Source organism: Aliiruegeria lutimaris (assembly GCF_900099935.1).
Taxonomy (GTDB): domain Bacteria; phylum Pseudomonadota; class Alphaproteobacteria; order Rhodobacterales; family Rhodobacteraceae; genus Tropicimonas; species Tropicimonas lutimaris.
Window position 1 is genome coordinate 19,724 of record NZ_FNEK01000045.1, and the last position, 21,103, is coordinate 40,826.

17 protein-coding genes and 1 tRNA gene are annotated in these 21,103 nt (G+C 64.0%); 9 read left to right on the plus strand and 9 right to left on the minus strand.

What is annotated here, in order from left to right; translation table 11 throughout:
• The first annotated feature begins 3 nt into the window (after nt 1-3).
• Both BLR85_RS30280 and mgrA read left to right on the plus strand, forming a co-directional pair.
• Nucleotides 4-129 (plus strand): hypothetical protein, encoded by a 126-nt coding sequence (locus BLR85_RS30280; protein ID WP_280138494.1) that lies wholly within the window; start codon nt 4-6, stop codon nt 127-129.
• 97 nt (nt 130-226) lie between these two features.
• Nucleotides 227-1,258 (plus strand): L-glyceraldehyde 3-phosphate reductase, encoded by a 1,032-nt coding sequence (mgrA, locus tag BLR85_RS18415; protein WP_093160174.1) that lies wholly within the window; start codon nt 227-229, stop codon nt 1,256-1,258.
• Between the two features lie 257 nt (nt 1,259-1,515).
• On the opposite strand, the gene ccmI is transcribed toward mgrA, so the two are convergent.
• Genes ccmI through BLR85_RS18435 form a run of 4 tightly spaced genes read right to left on the minus strand, consistent with a single transcriptional unit; the run spans nt 1,516 to nt 6,190 of the window.
• Entirely contained in the window at nt 1,516-2,934 is a 1,419-nt protein-coding gene (ccmI, locus tag BLR85_RS18420; RefSeq protein ID WP_093160178.1) for a c-type cytochrome biogenesis protein CcmI, read from the minus strand.
• Nucleotides 2,931-3,431: a cytochrome c-type biogenesis protein gene (locus tag BLR85_RS18425; RefSeq protein WP_093160183.1), complete on the minus strand. Its 501-nt coding sequence runs from the start codon at nt 3,429-3,431 to the stop codon at nt 2,931-2,933. Before BLR85_RS18425 ends, ccmI begins: the two co-directional genes overlap by 4 nt.
• A gap of 9 nt (nt 3,432-3,440) precedes the next feature.
• Entirely contained in the window at nt 3,441-5,417 is a 1,977-nt protein-coding gene (locus BLR85_RS18430; RefSeq protein ID WP_093160189.1) for a heme lyase CcmF/NrfE family subunit, read from the minus strand.
• Nucleotides 5,414-6,190: a Crp/Fnr family transcriptional regulator gene (locus tag BLR85_RS18435; RefSeq protein WP_093160194.1), complete on the minus strand. Its 777-nt coding sequence runs from the start codon at nt 6,188-6,190 to the stop codon at nt 5,414-5,416. The genes BLR85_RS18430 and BLR85_RS18435 overlap by 4 nt, the downstream gene beginning before the upstream one ends.
• Nucleotides 6,191-6,446: 256 nt before the next feature.
• Between BLR85_RS18435 and BLR85_RS18440 the strand changes: the two genes are divergently transcribed.
• Both BLR85_RS18440 and BLR85_RS18445 read left to right on the plus strand, forming a co-directional pair.
• The gene (locus BLR85_RS18440) at nt 6,447-8,819 is read left to right on the plus strand and encodes a cytochrome C (RefSeq protein ID WP_139188448.1); all 2,373 of its coding nucleotides are present in this window, start codon (nt 6,447-6,449) and stop codon (nt 8,817-8,819) included.
• Between the two features lie 67 nt (nt 8,820-8,886).
• Nucleotides 8,887-9,252, plus strand: coding sequence for a Rap1a/Tai family immunity protein (locus BLR85_RS18445; protein ID WP_093160204.1), 366 nt, complete (start codon nt 8,887-8,889; stop codon nt 9,250-9,252).
• A gap of 310 nt (nt 9,253-9,562) precedes the next feature.
• Here the strand turns inward: BLR85_RS18445 and BLR85_RS18450 are convergent, their stop codons facing one another.
• Together BLR85_RS18450 and BLR85_RS18455 are read right to left on the minus strand one after the other, a co-directional pair.
• The gene (locus BLR85_RS18450; protein ID WP_093160209.1) at nt 9,563-10,969 is read right to left on the minus strand and encodes an FAD-binding oxidoreductase; all 1,407 of its coding nucleotides are present in this window, start codon (nt 10,967-10,969) and stop codon (nt 9,563-9,565) included.
• A gap of 1 nt (nt 10,970) precedes the next feature.
• A complete protein-coding gene (locus tag BLR85_RS18455) occupies nt 10,971-11,660 on the minus strand; it encodes an arylesterase (protein ID WP_093160215.1) in 690 nt (229 codons plus the stop codon).
• Between BLR85_RS18455 and BLR85_RS18460 the strand changes: the two genes are divergently transcribed.
• Nucleotides 11,659-12,354: an ABC transporter ATP-binding protein gene (locus tag BLR85_RS18460; protein ID WP_093160220.1), complete on the plus strand. Its 696-nt coding sequence runs from the start codon at nt 11,659-11,661 to the stop codon at nt 12,352-12,354. The genes BLR85_RS18455 and BLR85_RS18460 overlap by 2 nt on opposite strands.
• Nucleotides 12,351-14,873: an ABC transporter permease gene (locus BLR85_RS18465; protein ID WP_093160223.1), complete on the plus strand. Its 2,523-nt coding sequence runs from the start codon at nt 12,351-12,353 to the stop codon at nt 14,871-14,873. The genes BLR85_RS18460 and BLR85_RS18465 overlap by 4 nt, the downstream gene beginning before the upstream one ends.
• An 18-nt stretch (nt 14,874-14,891) precedes the next feature.
• Here BLR85_RS18465 and BLR85_RS18470 read toward each other — a convergent pair whose 3' ends face one another.
• Complete coding sequence (locus BLR85_RS18470; RefSeq protein WP_093160228.1) at nt 14,892-15,815, minus strand: isopenicillin N synthase family dioxygenase; 924 nt, start codon at nt 15,813-15,815, stop codon at nt 14,892-14,894.
• 147 nt (nt 15,816-15,962) lie between these two features.
• Here BLR85_RS18470 and mnmH point away from each other — a divergent pair, with 147 nt between their 5' ends.
• Nucleotides 15,963-17,054, plus strand: a complete 1,092-nt coding sequence (gene mnmH, locus BLR85_RS18475; protein WP_093160232.1) for a tRNA 2-selenouridine(34) synthase MnmH — start codon at nt 15,963-15,965, stop codon at nt 17,052-17,054.
• Here the strand turns inward: mnmH and selD are convergent.
• On the minus strand, nt 17,019-19,196 hold the full coding sequence (gene selD, locus BLR85_RS18480; RefSeq protein WP_093160238.1) for a selenide, water dikinase SelD: 2,178 nt from the start codon (nt 19,194-19,196) through the stop codon (nt 17,019-17,021). The two genes, mnmH and selD, sit on opposite strands and share 36 nt — an antisense overlap.
• Nucleotides 19,197-19,390: 194 nt before the next feature.
• Here selD and BLR85_RS18485 point away from each other — a divergent pair.
• Nucleotides 19,391-19,467: transfer RNA gene (locus BLR85_RS18485), tRNA-Met, on the plus strand.
• Between the two features lie 623 nt (nt 19,468-20,090).
• On the opposite strand, the gene BLR85_RS18490 is transcribed toward BLR85_RS18485, so the two are convergent.
• Complete coding sequence (locus BLR85_RS18490) at nt 20,091-20,477, minus strand: hypothetical protein (RefSeq protein WP_139188449.1); 387 nt, start codon at nt 20,475-20,477, stop codon at nt 20,091-20,093.
• Between the two features lie 452 nt (nt 20,478-20,929).
• On the opposite strand from BLR85_RS18490, the gene BLR85_RS30510 reads away from it, so the two are divergent.
• On the plus strand, nt 20,930-21,103 hold a 174-nt coding region (locus BLR85_RS30510; protein ID WP_170844629.1), incomplete at its 3' end, for a transposase.

A 21,103-nucleotide genomic window follows, 5' to 3' on the forward strand; every position in this document is an offset into this window, starting at 1 on the left:
AAGATGAGATCCTTCATACTGGCCTGTGTAACCATTGTCGTCGTCGCTGTCGGCGGGCATTACGTGATCGACGAGTTCGACCCGATAGGCCCGAGCGGTAGCCCCAACGCATCGGTGCGACTGGACTGACGCGACGCTGAATCGCGTTGCATCGGGGCGGCTGCGGGAGGAAAGTGGCATCGAGCCTGCCGGGTTGCTCCGGCGGGGCCCTATCCGGAGATCTCCCATGAGCTATGTCGCGCATCCCGACCGTTATTCCCGCATGGAATACCGCCGCTGTGGCCATTCAGGCCTGAAACTCCCAGCCGTTTCGCTTGGCCTGTGGCACAATTTTGGCCACGATACCCCGCACCGCACCAAGCAGGAGATCTGCCGGACGGCCTTCGACCTCGGGATCACCCATTTCGACCTCGCCAACAATTACGGCCCGCCCCCGGGCTCGGCGGAGGAAGCCTTTGGCGAGATCCTGAAGACGGATTTCCGCGATCACCGGGACGAGCTGATCATTTCTTCCAAGGCCGGCTACCTGATGTGGCCGGGACCGTATGGCGAATGGGGCAGCCGCAAGTACCTGATTGCGAGCTGTGACCAGAGCCTGAAACGGATGGGGCTCGACTATGTCGATATCTTCTATTCGCACCGCTTTGACCCGAACACGCCGCTAGAGGAGACGATGGGAGCGCTGGCCGATCTCGTGATTGCCGGCAAGGCGCTCTATGTCGGTCTGTCCTCGTACAATTCCGAACGCACCCGCGAGGCGGTCGGCCTTCTGGAGGATATGGGCGTGCCCTGCCTTATCCACCAGCCGAGCTATAGCCTGCTCAACCGTTGGGTGGAGCGCGACGGGCTAAAGGAGACGCTGCAGGAACTGGGCGTTGGATCCATCGCTTTTTCGCCGCTGGCACAGGGGATGTTGACGACGAAATACCTGGGCGGTGTGCCGGAAGGGAGCCGGGCAACCAAGGGGGGCAGCTTCCGTGATGGCTTCCTGACCGAAAGCGCACTGGATTCGGTCCGGGCGCTGAACGAGGTCGCGCAACAGCGCGGACAGACGCTCGCACAGATGGCAATTGCCTGGGTGCTGCGCAAGGAGGATATCACTTCCGCGCTGATCGGGGCCAGCAAGCCCGAGCAGGTTGTCGATTGCGCCGGGGCCGTCGGCAATCTCCACTTCACGGAAGAGGAGTTGGCAGAGATCGACCGGCTGTCCTCCGAGGAGGACATCAATATCTGGGCGCAGTCTTCCGAAGGCGTCTGAGAAGCCATCCTGGAATTGAGAATAACGGTTCGGAGGTCGGCTGCGAACCGTTTGCGGACGGTCGGGGGGCGTTGCCCCCCGCGCTCATGCGAGCGCTCCCCTCAGGATATTTGAGGAAAGAGGAAGCCTCAAAACGACAGAGTATTTCCTCTTTCTGAAAGTATCCCCGCCGGAGGCACGATCCTCAGGAGCGTTCGAGCGTATGAAACGCGTGCGATCGAGTGGCAGAAAGAGACTGTCTCGCGATCCTTTCGGCCTCAATTGGCTCCCAGGACGTTCCCCGCGCCCGAATTGAGCGCGTCGAGCGCGGCTCGCCGCCCGGAGAATTGTTTTCTTGCATTCTGGTAGGCTTCGCGTGCCTTTTCCGTCTGCCCGAGATTGACATAGGAGCGCACGAGCATGATCCAGCCGTCGAGGTTGTCCGGGTTTTCTTCGAGCTTCGCGGCGAGCCCGGCGACCATGCCGTCGATCATTTCGTCCTGCTCGTCGCGGCTAAGCTGAGAGATCGCGGCGACCTGTTCAGCGTCCGGGCCGGACACGCCGGGGCCACGGTCGAGCATGTCAAGCCCGAGGGCGCGGGCGGTTTCTTCGAATTTCTGCAGCACGAAGGGCGCGGCTCGGAAATGGTTCCGGCCTTCATCGAGCGCGGCGAGCGCGCCGTCGCTGTCGCCAGCGCCCGATCGCAAGGTGGCCAGTTCGATCCAAGCCTTGTAATCGGCGGGGTCGGCGGCAAGGCCCGCTTCGAGTTCGGCGATACGCGTCGTGCTGTCCACCGGGGCCGTGTCGCCGGACGCCGCAATCTCGGCCGGGGTGGCGTCAGGAAGATAGGTACGAAGATCCTGTTTGAGAAACCGCGCCATGTTGACCATGTCGCGACGCACCATCGGGATCCAGCCGGCGCCCTCGGGCGAGTCTGCAAGCAGCATGCCCCAATCTTCGAGCGCACCCTGGAAATTCTGCGCCTGCGCCTTGGCCAGCGCCAAGTAGTATCGGGCACGTGGTTCCGGTGTCGTCGCAAGCACTTGCTCGAAGATGATCCGAGCCGCTGGCGGGACCTTGTTGCCATTGGCCTTGGTCATGGCCTCGGCATAGCTGGAGAGCACCTCGGGGTCGTTCTCCGACAACTCGGCAGCGCGGCCATAGGCTTCGGCTGCTGCGCCCAGGTCGCCGACAGCCGTGTAGGACTTGGCAAGCAACCACCAGGTGTCGAGATCCTCGGGGGTCTGCTCGGCGGCATCGACCAACAGTTGTATGGAGCTAGCAATACTGCCGGCGGCGGCCTGTTGGGTGAGCATCTCCGAGCGGCGTGCGGCGAACGGCTGATTCGGTGCTTCGGGCGTGCCGAGCGCGAGATAGCTGCCGAGCGCGGCCAGGATGACCATCGCGGAAATGCTCAGAGCGGCGGGCACGGAGCGATGGCTCATGAAAAAGCCCTGATCCATGCGGCGCGCGGCGGCGAGCGCGCGGCGTTCAATCTCCTGCCGGGCGGCGTCGCATTCGACGGGGCTGATGAGACCGGCCTCGCGGTCGCGTTCGACCTCGTCGAGTTGGTCGCGATAGATCGAGATCGTGCTGTCGGCAGCTTCCATTTCCATGGCGCCTCGGCGCAGGAAGGGGTGGGCGATCCAGAACCCGCAAAGGATGACGAGAAGCGTGGCGACTGCCCAGAAGATCATGAACGGGTCTCCTCCAGTAGGCGGCGGGCTTCGGCCGTCTCTTCCTCGGTCAGTTGAGGCAGCGGATTGGCCGGTTTCGGGCGTCCTCGCAGGTAGCTGAACATGGCGAGCGCGCCGAGAGCAATGAAGCCTATCGGAGCAAGCCAGAGCAGGGTCGTCTGGGCGGAAACGGGCGGTTCCAGCAGGACATAATCGCCGAAGCGGGAGCGGACATATTCAAGCACTTCCGCGTCGGAGTCGCCCGCCACCATGCGTTCACGCACGACGACGCGGAGATCACGGGCGAGCCCGGCATTGGAATCGAAGATCGACTGGTTCTGGCAGACAAGGCAGCGAAGCTCGCGGCCGATATCGCGGGCGCGGGCTTCCTTTGCCGGATCGTCGAACATTTCGGCGGGATCGAGCGCAAGCGCTGTCGTGGCAAATAGACACAGGCTGGTGGCAAGCAGTGCAGATCGAAACCCGCGCGCGTTTCTGTCATTTCGACCGTATTGCATTCTCGTATCCTACTCCGCGGGTTGCGCGGCCGGCCTGCGCGGCGCGGGGGCACCGATGCGCAGGCGGCGGTCGGCGAGCGAGATCAGCGCCGCGACTGTGATCAGCAGTGCGCCGGTCCACATCCATGGAACGCCGGGGTTGTAGTAGTAGCGGGTGACATAACCGCCGCGCCCGTTGGCGTCGCCCAGAACGGCATATAGGTCGCCATGCCAGAGCGTCTCGATGGCGGCCTCGGTCGTCGGTTGCCGCTCCACCGGGTAGAAGCGCCGCTCGGGCTCCAGCGTGGTCACATGAATGCCGTTCCGGGTGACATCGACCTTGGCAAAGGTAGTCTGGTAATTCGGGCCGTTGCCGGAGCGCACGTCATGCAACGTGAATTCATACGGGCCGACGGAGACGGGCGTCCCGGCGGTCACGGTCTGGATGGCTTCGGTACTCCAGACCGAAACGGCGATGACACCCGCCGCGGCAATGGCGAGGCCCGCATGGCCGATATACAGGCCATAGGCCGAAGCGGGCAGGCCGGCGGCGCGCCTAAGCGCGGTGAGCGCGCTTGCCTTCGGCAGTCCGATGCGGCGGGCGTAATCGAGCAGCGTGGCGGTGGCGAGGAAGCTCGCGATGAAAGCGCCGAGCAGGCCGACGGCGTCGCGCAACCCGAGCCCGAGCGCGAGCGCGGCGGTGATGGCCAGAGCCAGTCCGGTTGTCAGCGTGCTCCGCCGGATCACGTCCGCCCGGTTGGCACGTTTCCACGCCATGAAGGGGCCGATGCCGGCGATCAGCATGGTGAAACCGAAGATCGGCAGGAAGGTCTTGTTGAAATACGGCGCGCCGACCGAGATCTTCGAGCCGTTCAGCAACTCGAGGAAGAGCGGGTAGAGCGTGCCGACAAAGACCACGCCACAGGCTGCCACCAGCAGCAGGTTGTTCAGCAGCAAACCTGTTTCGCGCGAATAGAGCGCGAAGACCCCGCCATCGCTCAACTTCGGCGCGCGCCAGACATAAAGCGAGAGCGCGCCGCCAATGGCGAGAGTCAGCAATAGCAGGATGAAGGCGCCGCGTTCGGGATCCGTCGCGAAGGCATGGACGGAGGTCAGGATGCCGGAGCGGACGAGGAAGGTGCCGATCAGCGACAGCGAGAAGGTCAGGATCGCCAGCAGGATGGTCCATTTCAGCAGCGCGTTGCGCTTCTCGACCACGATTGCCGAATGCAGCAGCGCGGTTCCGATGAGCCAGGGCATGAACGAGGCGTTTTCCACCGGGTCCCAGAACCAGAAGCCCCCCCAGCCCAGCTCGTAATAGGCCCACCAGGAGCCGAGCGCGATGCCGGCGGTGAGGCCCGACCATGCGAGCAATACCCAAGGGCGCATCCAGCGCGCCCAGGCGGGGTCCACCCGGCCGGTGATGAGGGCCGCGACGGCAAAGGAGAAGGCGGTCGAGAAGCCGACATAGCCCAGGTAAAGCAGCGGCGGGTGAAAGGCGACGCCGGGGTCCTGCAGGAGCGGGTTCATGCCCTGCCCATTGATCGGCGCATTGGCGAGCCGCTCGAACGGGTTGGAGGTGAGCAGGATGAACGCGTAGAAGCCGACGCCGATCATCGCCTGCACCGCGAGCACGGTGGCGCGCATGACGACCGGAATGACGCCGCCGAAAACCGAGATCAGCACCCCGAAAAGCGACAGCATCAGCACCCAGAGCAGCATCGAGCCCTCGTGGTTGGCCCAAACGCCGGAGACTTTGTAGAGCATCGGCTTGGAGGAGTGCGAATTGGCCGCGACGGTCATGACGGAGAAGTCCGAGACCACGAACGCCCAGGTCAGCGCGCCAAAGGCCAGTGCGGTGCCGAGGAACTGGACCTGTGCCGCGGTATCGGCGGTTCTCATCGCGGCGGGCGAACCATGCGCGGTGCCCCAGAGCGGCACGGTGGCCTGTACAACTGCCGCGATCAGGGCAATGCAGAGGGCAAGATGCCCAAGCTCGACAATCATTTGGGAACCTCGTGCAGAATGCTCGGGCCGCCGGGGACCACTTCGGAACGATAGACTTGTGGCGTCGGAATGGCGACCGGCAGGCGGCGGTCGAGTTCGGCAAGGTCGGGAATGATGAATTCGGAGGGCGAGAGGAATTTCACCAGCTTGGATTTCTTGAGCCGCGACAGGATCCTGCTGACGGTCTCCGAGTTCAGCCCGAGATAGTCGGCGATATCCTCGCGCGACATCGGCAGGGAGACGACCGGCTGTGTCTCGAGCGTGGCGCCGGCCCGCGCCGCCATTTCGGCGAGAAACAGCGTCACCCGCTCAACCGAGTCCAGCCGGCCGAGCGTGGTCAGGTGCGACTGGGAACGTTCGAGGCGGCGGTGCACCACATGGAAGGAGAGGGCGAGGAAAGCCGGGTCCGCATGGAGCTCCTTGGCGCGTGTCCCGAGGTCGATCTCGCAGATCAGGCAGTCGCTCAGTGCTTCGAGCCAGTTCTGGGTGCCGGGCCCGGCCATAAGCGAGCAGATCGTCTCGCCCTTGGTCTCAAGGCTCACGATCTGCCGTCGTCCGTCTGCGAATGACGTGCAGGAGGCGGCAGTGCCATGCACCACGATCCAGAACTTCAAGCAGGCATTGCCCTCGTTTGCATCCAGCCGGTCACCGCGCTTGAGCGCATGTTTGACCCGGATTGCATTCTCAGGCTGCGGCGGCAGAAACGTGCACATCACCTGTTGGCAGGAGCCGCACTTCGACGAGCCGTCGACGACGTTGTGTTTTCTCAACATTATTTTGCACTGTTCGCGAGTTCGGAAAGCTTTTGACTTTAGTACAGTTCGAAAGGGTGCCGTGCCTTGCTCTGGATCAAGGCTTCAAGGGATTTCCTGTCAAAGCGCTACGATTCGACGGTCTGCAGCGATTGCAATCAGTAAGCATTCCAGTTTTGGCAAGTGTTTTAAACCTGACAAATGTCAGGGAACGGTCGTTCACGTCCGCGTTATCTGGGGTCAGAAGTCTATTTTTCAGCCAGGGGAGGACATGTTCGTGAGACGCATATTCCTGATACTGACCCTGCTTCTTGGGTCCGCCGGCTTCGCGGTGGCCCAGGATAACGCGGCGGCGGAAGCCGAACCGATGACGGTCAGTGCCGAGCTGGCAGCCGAAAAGGGCTGCCTTTCATGCCATGAAGGCATCGAGAAATTCACCGAAGGCGTCATGATGGAGACCATCGAGGCGCTGGGCGGCGACTATGACGATGCAGCTGGCTGTACCGTCTGTCACGGCGGCAACGTGCTTGGTACCACGGTCGACGAGGCCCATTCCGGTGCACATGCCACGATGATCGAAGACGGTGGCCCGCAGATGTTCTACCCCGATCCCGGCTCCGTCTGGATTGCGGACAACACCTGTGGCCAGTCCGGTTGTCACGAGGGTTATGCCGAGCGTCTGACCAAGTCGCTGATGAACACCGAGGCCGGCAAGTTGCAGGGCAACCTGTGGTCCTGGGGCGTGCTCGACACGCATCGCTCGGTCTACGGCAACTATGACCTGGTGGACGAGGACGGCTATGTCCCGACCGTCGGTACGGATGCCTACAAGGAATACATGGTCGCCTTTGCCGAGTCGCACCCCGACCAGATGCCTGACTCGATGGAGCAGGTGCCTGAAGTGGATGTCGACCAGATTTCCGAGCACCCGAATCTTGCCGGTATCACCTATTCGCGCCAGCAATGTCAGCGGTGCCACGTTGGCGTGAACGGTCGCGAAAAGCGTGGTGACTACCGCGGCGCCGGCTGCTCCTCCTGCCACGTTCCCTATTCGAACGAGGGCTTCTACGAGGGCAGCGACCCGACCATTGCCAAGGACCAGCCCGGCAAGCTGCTGACGCACCAGTTGCAGGCCACGCGCAAGTCCAAGGTCAAGCATGGCGATCTGGAGTATTCCGGTATTCCGAACGAGACCTGCTCCTCCTGCCACAACCGCGGCAAGCGGATCGGCGTGAGCTACCAGGGTATCATGGAATTCCCGTATGGGTCGCCCTACAGCCCGACCGGTGGCAAGCAGCCTGCGCTGCACACCAAGAACTACCTGTTCATCAAGGACGACCTGCACCATCAGGTCCAGTCGCGCGAAGGCAACCCCGACGGCGGTATGCTTTGCCAGGACTGCCACACCACCGTGGACATGCACGGCGACGGCAACATGCCCGGCACGACCCTTGCCCAGGTGGAGATTGAGTGCGAGGACTGCCACGGCACCGTTGGCCAGTTCCCGTGGGAGCTGCCGCTGGGCTATGGCGAAGAGTTCCAGCAGGAAATCGCTGCGGATGCGCGCGGCCTTGCCGACGACATCACCGATGAGCAGTACTTTGCGCAGGTCTATGACGCAGAGGACGGCTACTTGCTGACCGCACGCGGCAACCCGTTCGGCAACGTGGTGAAGAAGGGCTCCAAGGTCATTCTGCACTCCGCGTCCGGTATCGACTTCGAGATTCCGGTGCTGAAGCAGATCGCGATGGACGGCACCTGGAAGTCGCCGAACGCCGAAGTGGCCATGATGTCGGTTGGCAAGCACATGGAAAGCATGGAATGCTATGCCTGTCACGCCGACTGGGCGCCGCAATGCTACGGCTGCCACATCACCGTGGACTATTCGGAAGGCAAGACGGATGTCGACTGGATCACCAATGCCAATGCGCGTGAGCCCAACGGTCTGACGGCGGATGCGCCGCTCGGCACCAACGGTCTGACGAGCGCCGGCAAGGTCTCCGAGACACGCTCCTACCTGCGTTGGGAAGAGCCGACCCTCGGGATCAACGGTGAAGGCCGCGTTTCGCCGCTCATGCCGGGCTGCCAGGTCATCACCACGGTGATCGACAAAGAGGGCAACACGGTTGCGCATAACGAGATCTGGATGACGCCGGATGCCGGTGGCACCAAAGGCCTCGACCATGCCGCCGTGCAGCCGCACACGGCTGGCCGTCTGGCACGGACCTGCGAGAGCTGCCACAACAACCCGAAGGCGCTGGGCTATGGCATCAGCGGCGGTCGTTTCCTGAGCGACTATACCAAGGGCTTCGTGGTGGATCTGGAAACCGCTGGCGGGGAAATCATCCCGGGTCAGCACCAGTTCCAGTCGCAACCGATTCCGGAACTCGACCACGATCTCAGCCGGATCGTGACCGAGGATGGGCAGCAGCTCGTGACCATCGGGTCGCACTGGCCGCTGACCGGTCCGCTGCCGCAGGAGATGCGCCAGAAGATGGAGCGCACCGGCCTGTGTATGGGTTGCCACCAGAACATGACGAACGAAGAGCTGTGGAATAAGGTCAACAGCCCCGAATTCGTCAACAACGAAGAGCACCAGGATGTGATGGATCAGGCGATCCACGCCCTGGCCGAAAAGAAATCCGAGTAATATCGGAACGCCCGGCCGCTCCTCGCGGGTGGCCGGGCTTGTCTCTTGAACTCGGGGGAACACCGACATGCGCAAGACCTTGATCTTCACACTTGCCGCCATGGGGCTGGCCACGGTTGCCGCGGCGGATTCCCACATGGCTTCCGGCTACAGCGCCAAAGACCTGCTTCAACCCTGTTTCGACGCGGATAATGACGCCCGTGACGGCATCTTCGCAGAGATCGAATGCGAGCAATACATGCTTGGCTTCGTCGGAGCGCTGAAGGCAGCCGGTGCGATGGATGGCATCTGTCTGCCGGAACAGAACGTCGCCGATGAGGTGCGTTGGTCCTATATGCGCTGGATCCACGAATCCTACACCGCGCGCACGAAGCTTGCGGCCGAAGACGCCGTGTTTGGCTCGCTAAAGGACAATTTCGGCTGCTCGAACTGAGCCAGCGGAAGCAACAAGAAGAGGAAGGGCCCGGCAATGCCGGGCCTTTTCAGTTTCGGCGTCTGGTCCGGTTTCGGGTGCCGGCCTTGAAAATTCCAATGCGCAGGAAGGGGGGCTTTGCTCCCTGCGCTCCTGCGAGCGCTCCCCCAAAGGTATTTGGAGAAAGATGATCGGGGTTGGTACCGATCATCCTCTTTCTGGAAATATCCCCGCCGGCGGCATGATCCAAAGGACCGATGACGCCAGCGTCCGAATGGCCGGTGCTTTCCTTGGGACGACCAACTTGTTGCGCTGGTCCCCCCGCTCCAAATCAGGGCAGCACCTTGCCCGGGTTCATGATGCCCTGCGGGTCCAGTGCGGCCTTGATTTGCCGCATCACCGCCAGCGCCACCGGGTTCTTGCGCCGCCGCATCGAGGCCAGCTTGGTCAGACCGATCCCGTGTTCGGCAGAAAAGGACCCGCCTAGCGCGATCGCCAGCTCCTCGACTTCCTCCAGGATCCGGTCGAGAAGCGCATCGTCGTACCGCGACGGTTGCGCGGTGTAGTGAATATTGCCGTCGCCAAAGTGGCAGACGCACATCGAGGTCATGTCCTCGTCCAACGCCTTCATGCGCGGTTCGATCTTTTCGAGGAACTCGGCAACCCGGTCCAACGGCACGCAGACATCGGTATTGACGAAGGGCGGGTTTTCCAGCGCCACTTCGGCATTGCCCTCGCGGATCGCCCACATCGCCGCACGCTGGGTCTCGTTCTGTGCAACCACCGCGTCCAGGACGCTTTCCTCTTCAAGCATCCCACCGAGCACTTCTTCCAGATAGGCCACCACCGGAAGCGTGCCGTCATCGCCCGGGATGGCGTCGCGTGCAGCTGTTGCGCCGATCTCGACAAGGATATTCACGTCATAGGTCTCATCGAAAGGCGAACGCATGCCGTCGAAATGCGCGGTGATCGCGTCAATGGTGGGACCGGGCATGTATTCGAAGGCTTCCACTGCGCCGCCCGTGGCCGATTGCAGTCGGTTCAGCATGACCAGCGCATCGTCGAGCGAGGGCACGGCGACCATGGCCGTGGCATAGGCGGCGGGCTTGGGAAACAGCTTCAGCGTGGCGGCGGTGATGATGCCGAGCGTGCCTTCGGCGCCGATGAACAGATCCTTCAGGTCGTAGCCGGAATTGTCCTTGTGCAGAGCGGTCATCAGGTCCAGCACCTCGCCCGAGGGCAGCACGACCTCCAGCCCGAGGCAGAGTGCCCGGGTGGAGCCGTAACGCACCACGTTGGAGCCGCCGGCATTGGTCGACAGGCACCCGCCCAGCATCGCCGAGCCGCGCGCGCCAAAGATCAGCGGGAAGATGAGCCCATGCGGGTCGACGGCTTCATGCATCTTGTCGAGCACGACGCCTGCCTCGACCACCGCCACGCGCGCCTCCTTGCGGATCTCGCGCACGGCGTTCATTCGCTCCAGCGAGACCATGAGCGCGCCCTCGCTATAGGTGCCACCGCACAGGCCAGTATTGCCGCAGACCGGCACGATGGGAACGCCCTCGGCCGCCGCGGCCTTGACCACGGCGGATACTTCTTCCGTCGAGGTGGGTCGGACGACGGCGATGGGCGTGCTGGGGTAGACGCCCGTCCAATCCGTGCTGTAGCGGGCGCAATCCTCGCCGGTGAGCACATGGGCTGGGCCGACAATCTGGGCAAGTCTTTCGATCAGGGTCATTCTAGTCTCGGTCAATTCGATCCAGCAGCAACGCGACCTTTGGGCCGAGCGCGGCGACGATCTTGCTGACACCCGCAGCATTTGGGTGCAATCCGTCCGGTTGCAGATAAGTCGCTGCGGCGGACGGATCGCCCTCAACGGCCAGCCCGGCAAAGAAATTGTCGGCGTGAAGCGTGCCGAATTCCTCGGCGAGTTCGGGATACATGTTGTCGAAGGCGGCCTTGTAGTCGGGTCCGTAATTGCCGGGCGCCTGGATGCCCACAAGAAGAACCTCGACCCCGGCCTCGCGGGCCGCGACGAGGATGCCGCGCAGGTTCTCGCGCGAATTGGCCGGGTCGATGCCGCGCAGCATGTCATTGCCACCAAGCGCCACGATCATGCCGCGTATTTCAGGCGTAAGCGTCCAGCCAACGCGGGACAGCCCGCCGGCGGTCGTGTCGCCGGAGACGCCGGCATTGGTGATCGAAACGTCGTGCCCGTTGTCGCGCAACCAGGCTTCGAGCTGTGGCGCGAAGCCTTCCTCGGGCGGCAGGCCGTAGCCCTGTGTCAGGCTGTCGCCGAGGGCCGCGAGATTCACCGGTTCGGCCCAGGCCGGCAGCGCCAGCAGGAGAGCCGCAGCAAGCACTGCCTTGCGGACTGCGCCAACTGCCCCATATGCAAGGTTGAGAAGCAATTTGGAGGCCCGGCCCATGACAGACACGATCTTGTCCCTGCGTGACGTGACCTTGGCATTGGATGGCAATGCCGGCCGGGTCGAAATCCTGCACGGGATAACGCTCGATCTGCGCGAGGGCGAAACTCTTGGGCTTGTGGGGCCGAGCGGGTCCGGCAAGTCGTCGCTCCTGATGGTGATGGGCGGGCTGGAGCGCGCCTCATCGGGGACAGTCACTGCGGCGGGGCATGATCTTTCCGCGATGGGGGAAGATTCGCTCGCCCGGTTTCGACGTAATCATATGGGCGTGGTCTTCCAGAGTTTCCACCTAATTCCAACGATGACGGCGCTTGAAAACGTCGCAACCCCCCTGGAACTGGCCGGGCGGCGCGATGCTTTTGACCGTGCGGCGGAAGAGTTGGAGGCGGTCGGCCTCGGTGTGCGGCTGGATCACTACCCCGCCCAGCTTTCGGGCGGCGAGCAGCAGCGCGTGGCGCTGGCGCGGGCGGCCGCGCCTCGGCCGCGCATCCTGCTGGCCGATGAGCCGACCGGTAATCTCGACGGCACCACGGGGGAGGCGATCATGGATCTGCTCTTCGGGCTGCGCGACCGGCATGGGGCGACGCTGGTGCTGGTGACCCACGCACCCGAGCTTGCCGAACGATGCGACCGGATCGTGCGCCTCGTCGATGGCCGGGTCGATGGCGAAGCCGCGGCGGGAGCGGCAGCGTGAGTTTCGCCAACGCATTGCGCATCGCGCGCCGGGAGTTGCGCGGGGGGCTTCGCGGCTTCTGGGTGCTCCTTGCGTGTCTTGCGCTTGGCGTGGCCGCGATCGCCGCTGTCGGCTCGGTGCGGGCCGGGATCGAGGCTGGGCTGGCACGTGAAGGCTCGGTGCTGCTCGGCGGCGATGCCGAGATGACATTCACCTATCGCTACGCGCTGCCCGAGGAGCGCGCCTGGATGGAGGAGAATGCCGAGCGGGTCTCCGAGATCGTCGATTTCCGCTCCATGGCCGTGGTCGGCGAGGAGCGTGGGCTGACGCAGGTCAAGGGGATCGACGACGCCTATCCGCTCTATGGCAAGGTTGTGCTGGAACCGGACATGACGCTGCAGGCCGCGATGGACGGGCAGGACGGCTTGCCCGGCGCGGTCATGGAGCGCGTTCTGGCGGACCGTTTGGGCCTCTCGCCCGGCGCGCAATTCCGGCTGGGCACGCAGGATTTCGTGTTGTCGGCCGTGCTGGCGCAGGAGCCGGACAATGCCGGGGACGGCTTCGGCCTCGGGCCGCGCACGCTTTTGCGCACCGAGGCGTTGGCCAATTCCTCCCTGCTGGAACCGGGGACGCTCTTCGAGACGCGCTACCGGCTGCAATTTCCGGAAGGCGCCGATCTGCACGTGCTGAAGGGCGCGGCGGAAGGGCAGTTCCGGGACGAGGGCCTGCGCTGGCGCGACAGCCGTAACGGCGCGCCGGGCGTGGCGCGCTTTGTCGAACGGCTGGGCGCGTTTCTCGTGCTGGTTGGGCTGGCGGGGCTGGCCGTGGGCGGGGTTGGCGTCTCGGCGGCGGTGCGGGCCTACCTGGAGGGCAAGCGCGAGGTGATCGCCACTCTCAAGACACTCGGGGCCGAGAGCCGGACGATTCTGGCCGCCTACCTGTTCCAGATCGGCGCGCTTGCCGTGCTCGGCATTGCCATCGGCCTGCTGCTGGGCGGGCTTCTGCCGCTGCTCTTTGCCCCGGTGATCGAGGCCCGCCTGCCGGTGCCGGCGGAATTCCGGCTCTATCCCGGGCCGCTGGCCGAGGCGGCGCTTTACGGCGCGCTGACGGCGTTGCTCTTCACGCTCTGGCCACTGGCGCGGACCGAGGAGATCCGGGCGGCGACGCTCTTTCGCGATGTCGTCTCGTCCCGGTTCGGCCTGCCGGGACCGCGTTACGTTATCGTGACGCTGCTTCTGCTGGCCGCGCTTGTCGGTGCCTCGGCGTCGCTGTCCGGTGTGCCGGAGTTGGCGCTCTATGCCGCCGCCGGGGTCGCGGGCTCGCTGCTGCTGCTCGTTCTCGCTGCTCTCGGCATAAGGGCACTTGCCCGGCGCGCGGCCCGTATGCCGCTCCTGCGTGGCTGGACGCCGCTGCGGCTGGCACTTGGCGCGGTCGGTGGGCCGGGGACAGAGGCGACCTCGGTCGTGCTCTCGCTCGGGCTGGGTCTGACGGTTCTGGCCAGCGTCGGGCAGATCGACTCGAACCTGCGCAGCGCCATCGCGCGCGACCTGCCCGAGGTCGCGCCCTCCTATTTTGTCGTCGATATCCAACCGGGACAGCTCGACGGTTTCCTGGAACGGGTCGAGAACGATCCGGCCGTGAGCCGGGTCGATACCGCGCCGATGCTGCGCGGCATTGTCACCCGCATCAACGGCCTGCCGGCGCGTGAGGCGGTCGGCGAGCATTGGGTTATTCGCGGGGATCGGGGTGTGACCTATGCCGCGCAACCGGATGCACGCACCACGGTCATCGCCGGCGAATGGTGGCCGGAGGATTATTCCGGTCCGCCCCAGGTGAGCTTTGCCGCCGAGGAGGCCGAGGAGATGGGGCTGAAGCTCGGCGACGAGATGACGATCAACATCCTTGGCCGGGACATCACGGCGACGATCACCAGCTTCCGGGAGGTCGATTTCTCCACTGCCGGCATCGGTTTCGTCCTGACGATAAACCCGGCTGCGGTTGCCGGTGCCCCGCATAGCCATATCGCCACGATCTATGCCGCGCCGGAGGCGGAGGCGGCGATCCTGCGCGACCTCGCCAAGACCTATCCCAACATCACCGCGATCCGGGTGCGCGACGCCATCGACCGGGTCAGCGAGGTGCTGGCCGGGATCGCCGCGGCCATCACATATGGAGCGGCGGCGACGCTGGTGACGGGCGTCGTGGTGCTGATCGGCGCGGCTGCGGCGGGCGAACGGGCGCGGGTTTTCGAGGCGGCGGTGCTCAAGACGGTGGGCGCGACGCGCTGGCAGGTGCTGAGCTATTTCGCCATCCGTTCGGCGCTTCTGGGGGCTGCGGCGGGCAGCGTGGCAATCCTCTGCGGCGGGCTGTCAGGATGGGCGGTGATTACCTTCGTCATGGAGACGGATTTCGCCTTCGAGCCGATCTCGGCGCTGGCGATCGTTACCGGGGGCGTGTTGGCGACCTTGCTGGCCGGGCTTGGCTTTGCATGGCGTCCACTGGCAACCCGTCCGGCACGAGTCCTGCGCGCGCGCGAATAGGCACGGTTTACTGGCAAGTCAGCGCTGCATCACCTGATGCGCGGCCGAGAGCCCTTCGGCGAGATAGTCCACATATTTCTGCGGCCGCTGTACCGCCTTTCCAAATCCGGGGAAGGGGGAAAGGGACGCTTCGGGGGCCGGGTCGAGATAGAAGTTGATCGCCTGCCGCCGGTGCTTGGGCGATTGGACGCGATGCGGCGTGGCGGCATATTTTCCGCCGGTCCAGCACTCCAGAGCGTCTCCCAGCAGGATGATGAAGCTGTCGCTATCCGGTTTGACATCGATCCAGTCGCCGTTGCGGAGCTTTGCCTGCAATCCCGGCTGGTCATCGGTCAGCAGAAGCGAAATCGAGCCGAAATCCGTGTGGGTCCCCGCGCCTGTTTCGGCGTCCGAACCCGTGCCGGGCGGATAGGTGATCAGGCGCAGCGTGGCCAGCGGATCGACAAAGAGCGGATCGAAACAATCCGGCGCTAAACTCAACTCGGCAGCGAAAGCGCGATGCAGCGCAAGCCCGAGTTCCAGAACAGCGTCGTAATAGGACAGCATCGTGTCCCGGAAGCCGGGTATGGCAGGCCAGGGGGTCTGGGTTCGAAAGCGTTGGCGGGTGGCCACGCGCGGATCCGTTCGGGGAAGTTCCAGCCCGATATTGAAGGCCTCGCGCCGTTCCAGCACGCTGGAGCCGTCGGCAAGGCGCTCCACGCCCAGCCTTGCCCAGCCGCGATTATGCGGGCCGGCCTGCATGGCGAGCGTGCGTTTCTCGGCTTCGGTCAGGTCGAATACGGAGGTGGAGCCGGTGAAGGCATCGCAAATGAGCTCTGGGTCTATACCATGGTGGGTCAGCCGGAAAAGGCCCGGTCCGCTTATGGCGGCCGAAAGGTCCGAAATGAAACCTTCCCTGTCCGTCGCTTCGGAAAAACGACGCCAGTCGAGCTTTGGGATCATGAAATTCGTCCTTCTCCCGTTACTGTAACGCTCTACATTTATAGGCTGGAACTCAAGGGCCTATCTGGCGTGGACCGGAGCATTTTCTCAGGAATACGTTTGCGCGTGGTGCTTTTACTCGCCCATTGCCTGCGATAAGAGGCGGTCATGGCCTATGAACTTCCTGACCTTTCGGCGCCTTTGGAACTGCCCTTCGACGACGTGATCGACGTGCGTTCGCCGGATGAATTTGCCGAAGATCACCTGCCCGGTGCCATTTCCCTGCCGGTTCTCGATAACGAGGAACGGGCAATTGTCGGCACGATCTACAAGCAGGAAAGCCCGTTCAAGGCGCGCAAGGTCGGCGCGGCGCTGGTGGCGCAGAATGCGGCCCGGCATTTGCAGGGTCCGCTGGCCGACAAGGATGGGGCCTGGCAGCCGCTGGTCTATTGCTGGCGCGGCGGACAGCGGTCTAACTCGCTGGCTTCGATCTTCAAGCAGGTCGGTTGGCGGGCGGATGTGTTGACGGGGGGTTACCAGACCTATCGCCGGGCCGTGGTGGCGCAGCTTTACGATCACGAGCTTCCACATCGCTTCGTGCTGATCGACGGAGACACCGGTACTGCCAAGACCGAGATCCTGCATTTGGTCGCTGCGCGTGGCGGACAGGTTCTGGATCTTGAAGGGCTGGCGAACCATCGCGGCTCCGTGCTCGGGCCGCGCCCCGGCGGGCAGCCGAGCCAGAAGATGCTGGAGAGCCGTCTTGTGGCCGCGCTTGCCCGGCTGGACCCGGCAAGGCCGGTTCTGGTCGAGGCAGAGAGCAGCAAGGTGGGCGATCTGCTGGTGCCGCCGGCTGTCTGGCAGGCGATGCAGGCGGCGCCGCGTATCCGGATGCAGGCCAGTGTAGAAGACCGGGCGAAATACCTGGCCCGTGCCTATGCCGACATTTCGGCGGATCGGGACGAGTTGAAGGATATCCTGTCGCTGCTTGTCCGGCTGCAGGGCCACGAGCGGGTGAACAGCTGGAAGGAGATGGTCGATGAGGGCCAGTTCGAAGCGCTGGCGCTGGACCTCGTGACCCTTCACTACGACAGCCGCTACGCGAAATCGCGCAGCGTTGCGGGCGAGCCGGCGGTGCGTATGGACATTGCCCTGTCTACTGACGGGCTCGCCTCCGCCGCCGACCGGGTGCTGGAAGCGGTCGAAAGACTGCGCGGCGCCGGTTCACAGAACGGTCAGGAAGGCCGGACCCTCAACTAGGCTGCCGATCTGGCGGGCATCGAAACCCGCGTCTAGAAGGGCGCGCAATATGCCTTGGGCCTCGCCTTGCCCCACCGCCGCCAACAGGCCGCCGGCCGTCTGCGGATCGAACAGCAACTCCGCGCGAGGGTCTTCGGGCAGCAGCATTCGTCCGGAAACATCCCGGTTCGCGGGGGCGAGCGTGGAACGGATTCCGTCCGCCGCCAATGCCACCGCGCCACGATAGAAGCCGATATCCTCCAGCCGGATCTCGGCACCCAACTCCGAAGCATCACAGATGGCCAGAAGATGCCCGGCCAGACCGAAACCGGTGACGTCGGTCATGGCATGGGCGCCGGCGAGGATGCGCGCGGCCGTGCCCTGTGGCCGTGCCATCGAGGCAAGCGCGTCCAGAACATCCGCCCCGTGCGCCCTGCCTTGCATTTCGCCGGCAAGGATCGTGCCCGTCCCAAGCGGCTTGGTCAGGATCAGCGCGTCGCCGGGGCGGCCGCCGGCCAGCGTGACCGGCGGGGTGGGGCGCAGGCCGGTCAGGGTGAAGCCGATGCTGCACTCCGCGCCGGTGCTGGTATGACCACCAACGAGGTCCGCGCCTTCGGCCCGGAATACCTCCGTCGCCGCGCCCAGTATCTCGCCCAGCGTCTGCTGCTGGAGCGCGCCGCGCATCGGCGGCAGGGTGACATTGGCCAGCGCCACCTGCGGCGCGGCGCCCATCGCCCAGATATCGCCGAGCGCATGGACGGCCGCGATCCGGGCGAACAGGGCCGGATCCTCGGTGAAGGCGCGCAGATGATCCGTGGTCAGAACCTGGAACCCGTCGCCTGTGGACAGTATCGCGGCATCGTCCCCCGGCAGGCTGGCCACCTCCGGACGCATGGGCGCGGGCAGCTTTGCCAATGCCTGCTGCAACTCCGATCCCGCCACCTTCGCGCCGCAGCCGCCGCAGAGCGGTTGGTCGCCATGGAGTTCGTCCAGCCCCTTGGCCCGGCGCGGGGGCAGGGGCGGCGCGGGCATGCGCGGCAAATCCTGCATCTTGTGCATGAACCGCCGGTCGATCCAGTCCTTCCACCGCCAGAGCCACGGCCCGGACAGGGTCACGCCACTCCTGTCGGCCAGCGCCGCCTTGTCGCCGAGCGATACCAGCTTGAGGTAGTCCTTTTGCGGACGGAAGCGGCGCAGGCTCCCGCCCGCAAGGGTGGCGCGAAGGTTCTGGAACAGGATCGGCGCCGCGCGCACGGCATAGACGCCCGCCTTGGGGCGCGGCGCAAAGCTCAGATCGGCGCAGTCGCCGCTGGCGAATATCTCGGGCGCGCTCAGGCTCCGCAGGTGCCGGTCGACGCTGAGGTAGCCCGCCGCGTGCTGCAAGCCGGTCTCGGCGATCCAGTCATGTGGCCGCGCACCGGCACAGCCGAGCACGAAAGACGCCTCGATTTGGGCGCCCGAGACAAGCTCGACTCCCGTCGCCGTGACCTTCGCGACAGGCGCTTGCTCGTGGAGGATGATGTCGTCCTGCCGCAACCGCTCGAAGAGAGCGGACCGGCTGTCACCGGATATTCCGTCCAGCGCCCGAGCCGAATCCACGATCTCGATCCGTGCCGGTTGGCCGAGCGCGCCGCTGCGGTGACGCATCGCCAGCGCAAGCTCGACGCCCGCGATCCCGGCTCCAATGATGCAGATTTGGGGGGCAACCGCGCCTGCCCGCAACCGATCGCACCACGTATTCCATGCGAGGGCGAATCCGTCGAGCGGCTTCGCCGGAACACCATGTTCCGCAAAGCCCGGGATCTGCGGAATGTCCGTCGTGATGCCGATATCGACCGCCAGGGCGTCGTAGCGAAGGCGGGTTCCGTTCGACAGTTTGACTTGCCGGTTCTCCGTGTCGATCCCCGTGGCCGTCGTGTCCACGAAGCGAGCGCCGGCGAAACGGGCCAGCCGTACAAGGTCGATCTGCAGCTCGCTCCGGTCATAATGCCCAGCAATATGGCCCGGCAACATGCCGGAATAGAAGGCAACAGGACCGGGGTTGATCAGCGTGAGGCGCGCGCCCGGAAGCGGATCCATCCCCCACATCCGTAGCAGGAGGGCATGGCTGTGCCCGCCGCCAACGAGCACGAGGTCCCGGGTCAGGGGTAATGGCAGATGCATGCGTATCTCCGGTTGCGTCGACCGACTGAAACAGAGGCCCGGGACAAGGTAAAGGGCACGGAGTTTCCCGGTTGAAGGCGGCATAAGTTGGAGTGCCGAGCGGTGCTTTGCCATGCCATGTGGAATCTGCCAAAAACCGTATCTTAGCTCTTGACCCTCCCCGGCATCTCCTTTAGTTCCCGCCCACGCTTTGGGGCGGAGTAGCTCAGCTGGTTAGAGCAGCGGAATCATAATCCGCGTGTCGGGGGTTCAAGTCCCTCCTCCGCTACCAACAAAATCAAATAGTTATGCCGAAGTTACGCCGCAGTCTCTGCGGCCTTTTTCGTTTTGGGGGACATATGGGGGACATTGGATTGTCGTGATCCCCGAGAAAGTGGTCTTCTTTGACGAACACACTCAATCGCAATGGGAGCAATATCGATGGACGTGATTGATCGCCTAGACGAGTACCTAACATCCGAATCGGCTCCAGAAGAATCCATGGCCATCTCTGATCTGGATGGCTTCCTGACCGGTCTAGGGCGCGGTGCCGCAAGCGGTGCGAAGCGATAGATGCCTATCACAGGAAGCGCGAGGCTCTTCGGTTCGCAAAAGAAAGGGTCAGGCATATTCGCAGGTTCGGATCTGACGAGTAATCCCAAAAGAAAAGCCCAGCCGGAACGGGGCTAGCTATAGCTAAGGATTGCAGAACTGCTATTCGGAATTCGAGTGGATTCTGTGCGGCTGACGGCCTAGCGCTTCCGCATGGCAAGGCTACCAGAGGGCCGCTGATTACATTTGTCGCTCTTCTGCCGACAACTGAGCAAGGGCTGCAGACACGCGGCGGTCAGACCACCAAGGCAAAGATGGAAGGCTTGATTGCCCTAACTTCGGGCTCTTTCGCAACCGCAGTCATCATCTGGAGCAAAAACTTGACCGGCAGGCGTTGTCTGGCAAACTCCCGATCACACGGCACGCCACTTGGGGAATGTCGGGTAGAGTAAGTAGCGCTGCTGTGGGGGGCTCAACTCTTTTATCGTCAAGCAGGTCGAGCGCATCTCCGGTGCTCACATCGACGCCGTTCGCCGCCGTTGCCGCCTTTTGCTGGCCGAGAAGCTTGGCGCCCTTGCGCATCTGCAATTCTGCGCGCTGTTCGCCCTCAACGATTGCATTGATCGCCGCGTTATCCGCCGCCTTTGCACTGGCCTCCGCAGCCTTCGCAGCCGCGTTGCCTTGCTGGACCGCGCCAACCGCGCCCATGATACCTGCACCGGCCTGTGCCAACACACCGAGCTTTGCCATTGCGCCCATTGCGCCCCAGGTTCCGGCAGCGGCCCCAGCCGCACCGGCCCCGCCGCCGAGCATTGTTCCGACAGCCGGAAGGGCTGCGAGTAGTGGTCCACACATATTTAGGATTCCTTTTCCTGAGTTCCTGGAGCCGGAATATTTCCGGACTCCACGCGAGCAACGAACTGCTCGACGGTTTCGCTCGGTTCTCGCTCGACCTTGCATCCATCGACCCAGGCGAGCTTGATATTCTCATTCTCTTGTGCGTCGCCGAAGCTACTGATGACGAAGACAATCAGTCTTTCCTTGCTCCCGCCTTCGAGCTGCTTTCAGTCTCCACGTCTGGGTGCGAACCCTCCGACTTCCAGTCGGATCGGCTTCAGCGCGAAGAATCAGCTTATGCTCTTATCCTCCCGAAAATGAGCCGCCCGGTCAGGGCAAAGGCTCATTTTCGGGAGGATAAGAGCATGCAATACGACACGGGCAAGCATTGCGTCTTCTATCACCGCTACCACATCGTCTGGTCGACGAAGTACCGCTTTAAGGTGCTGACCGGCACCTTGCGGCTGCGGGTCCGCGACATTTGCCGCCAGGTGTGCCGGGAGAATGAGGTCGAAATCTTGCGCGGGGTTCTGTCGAGC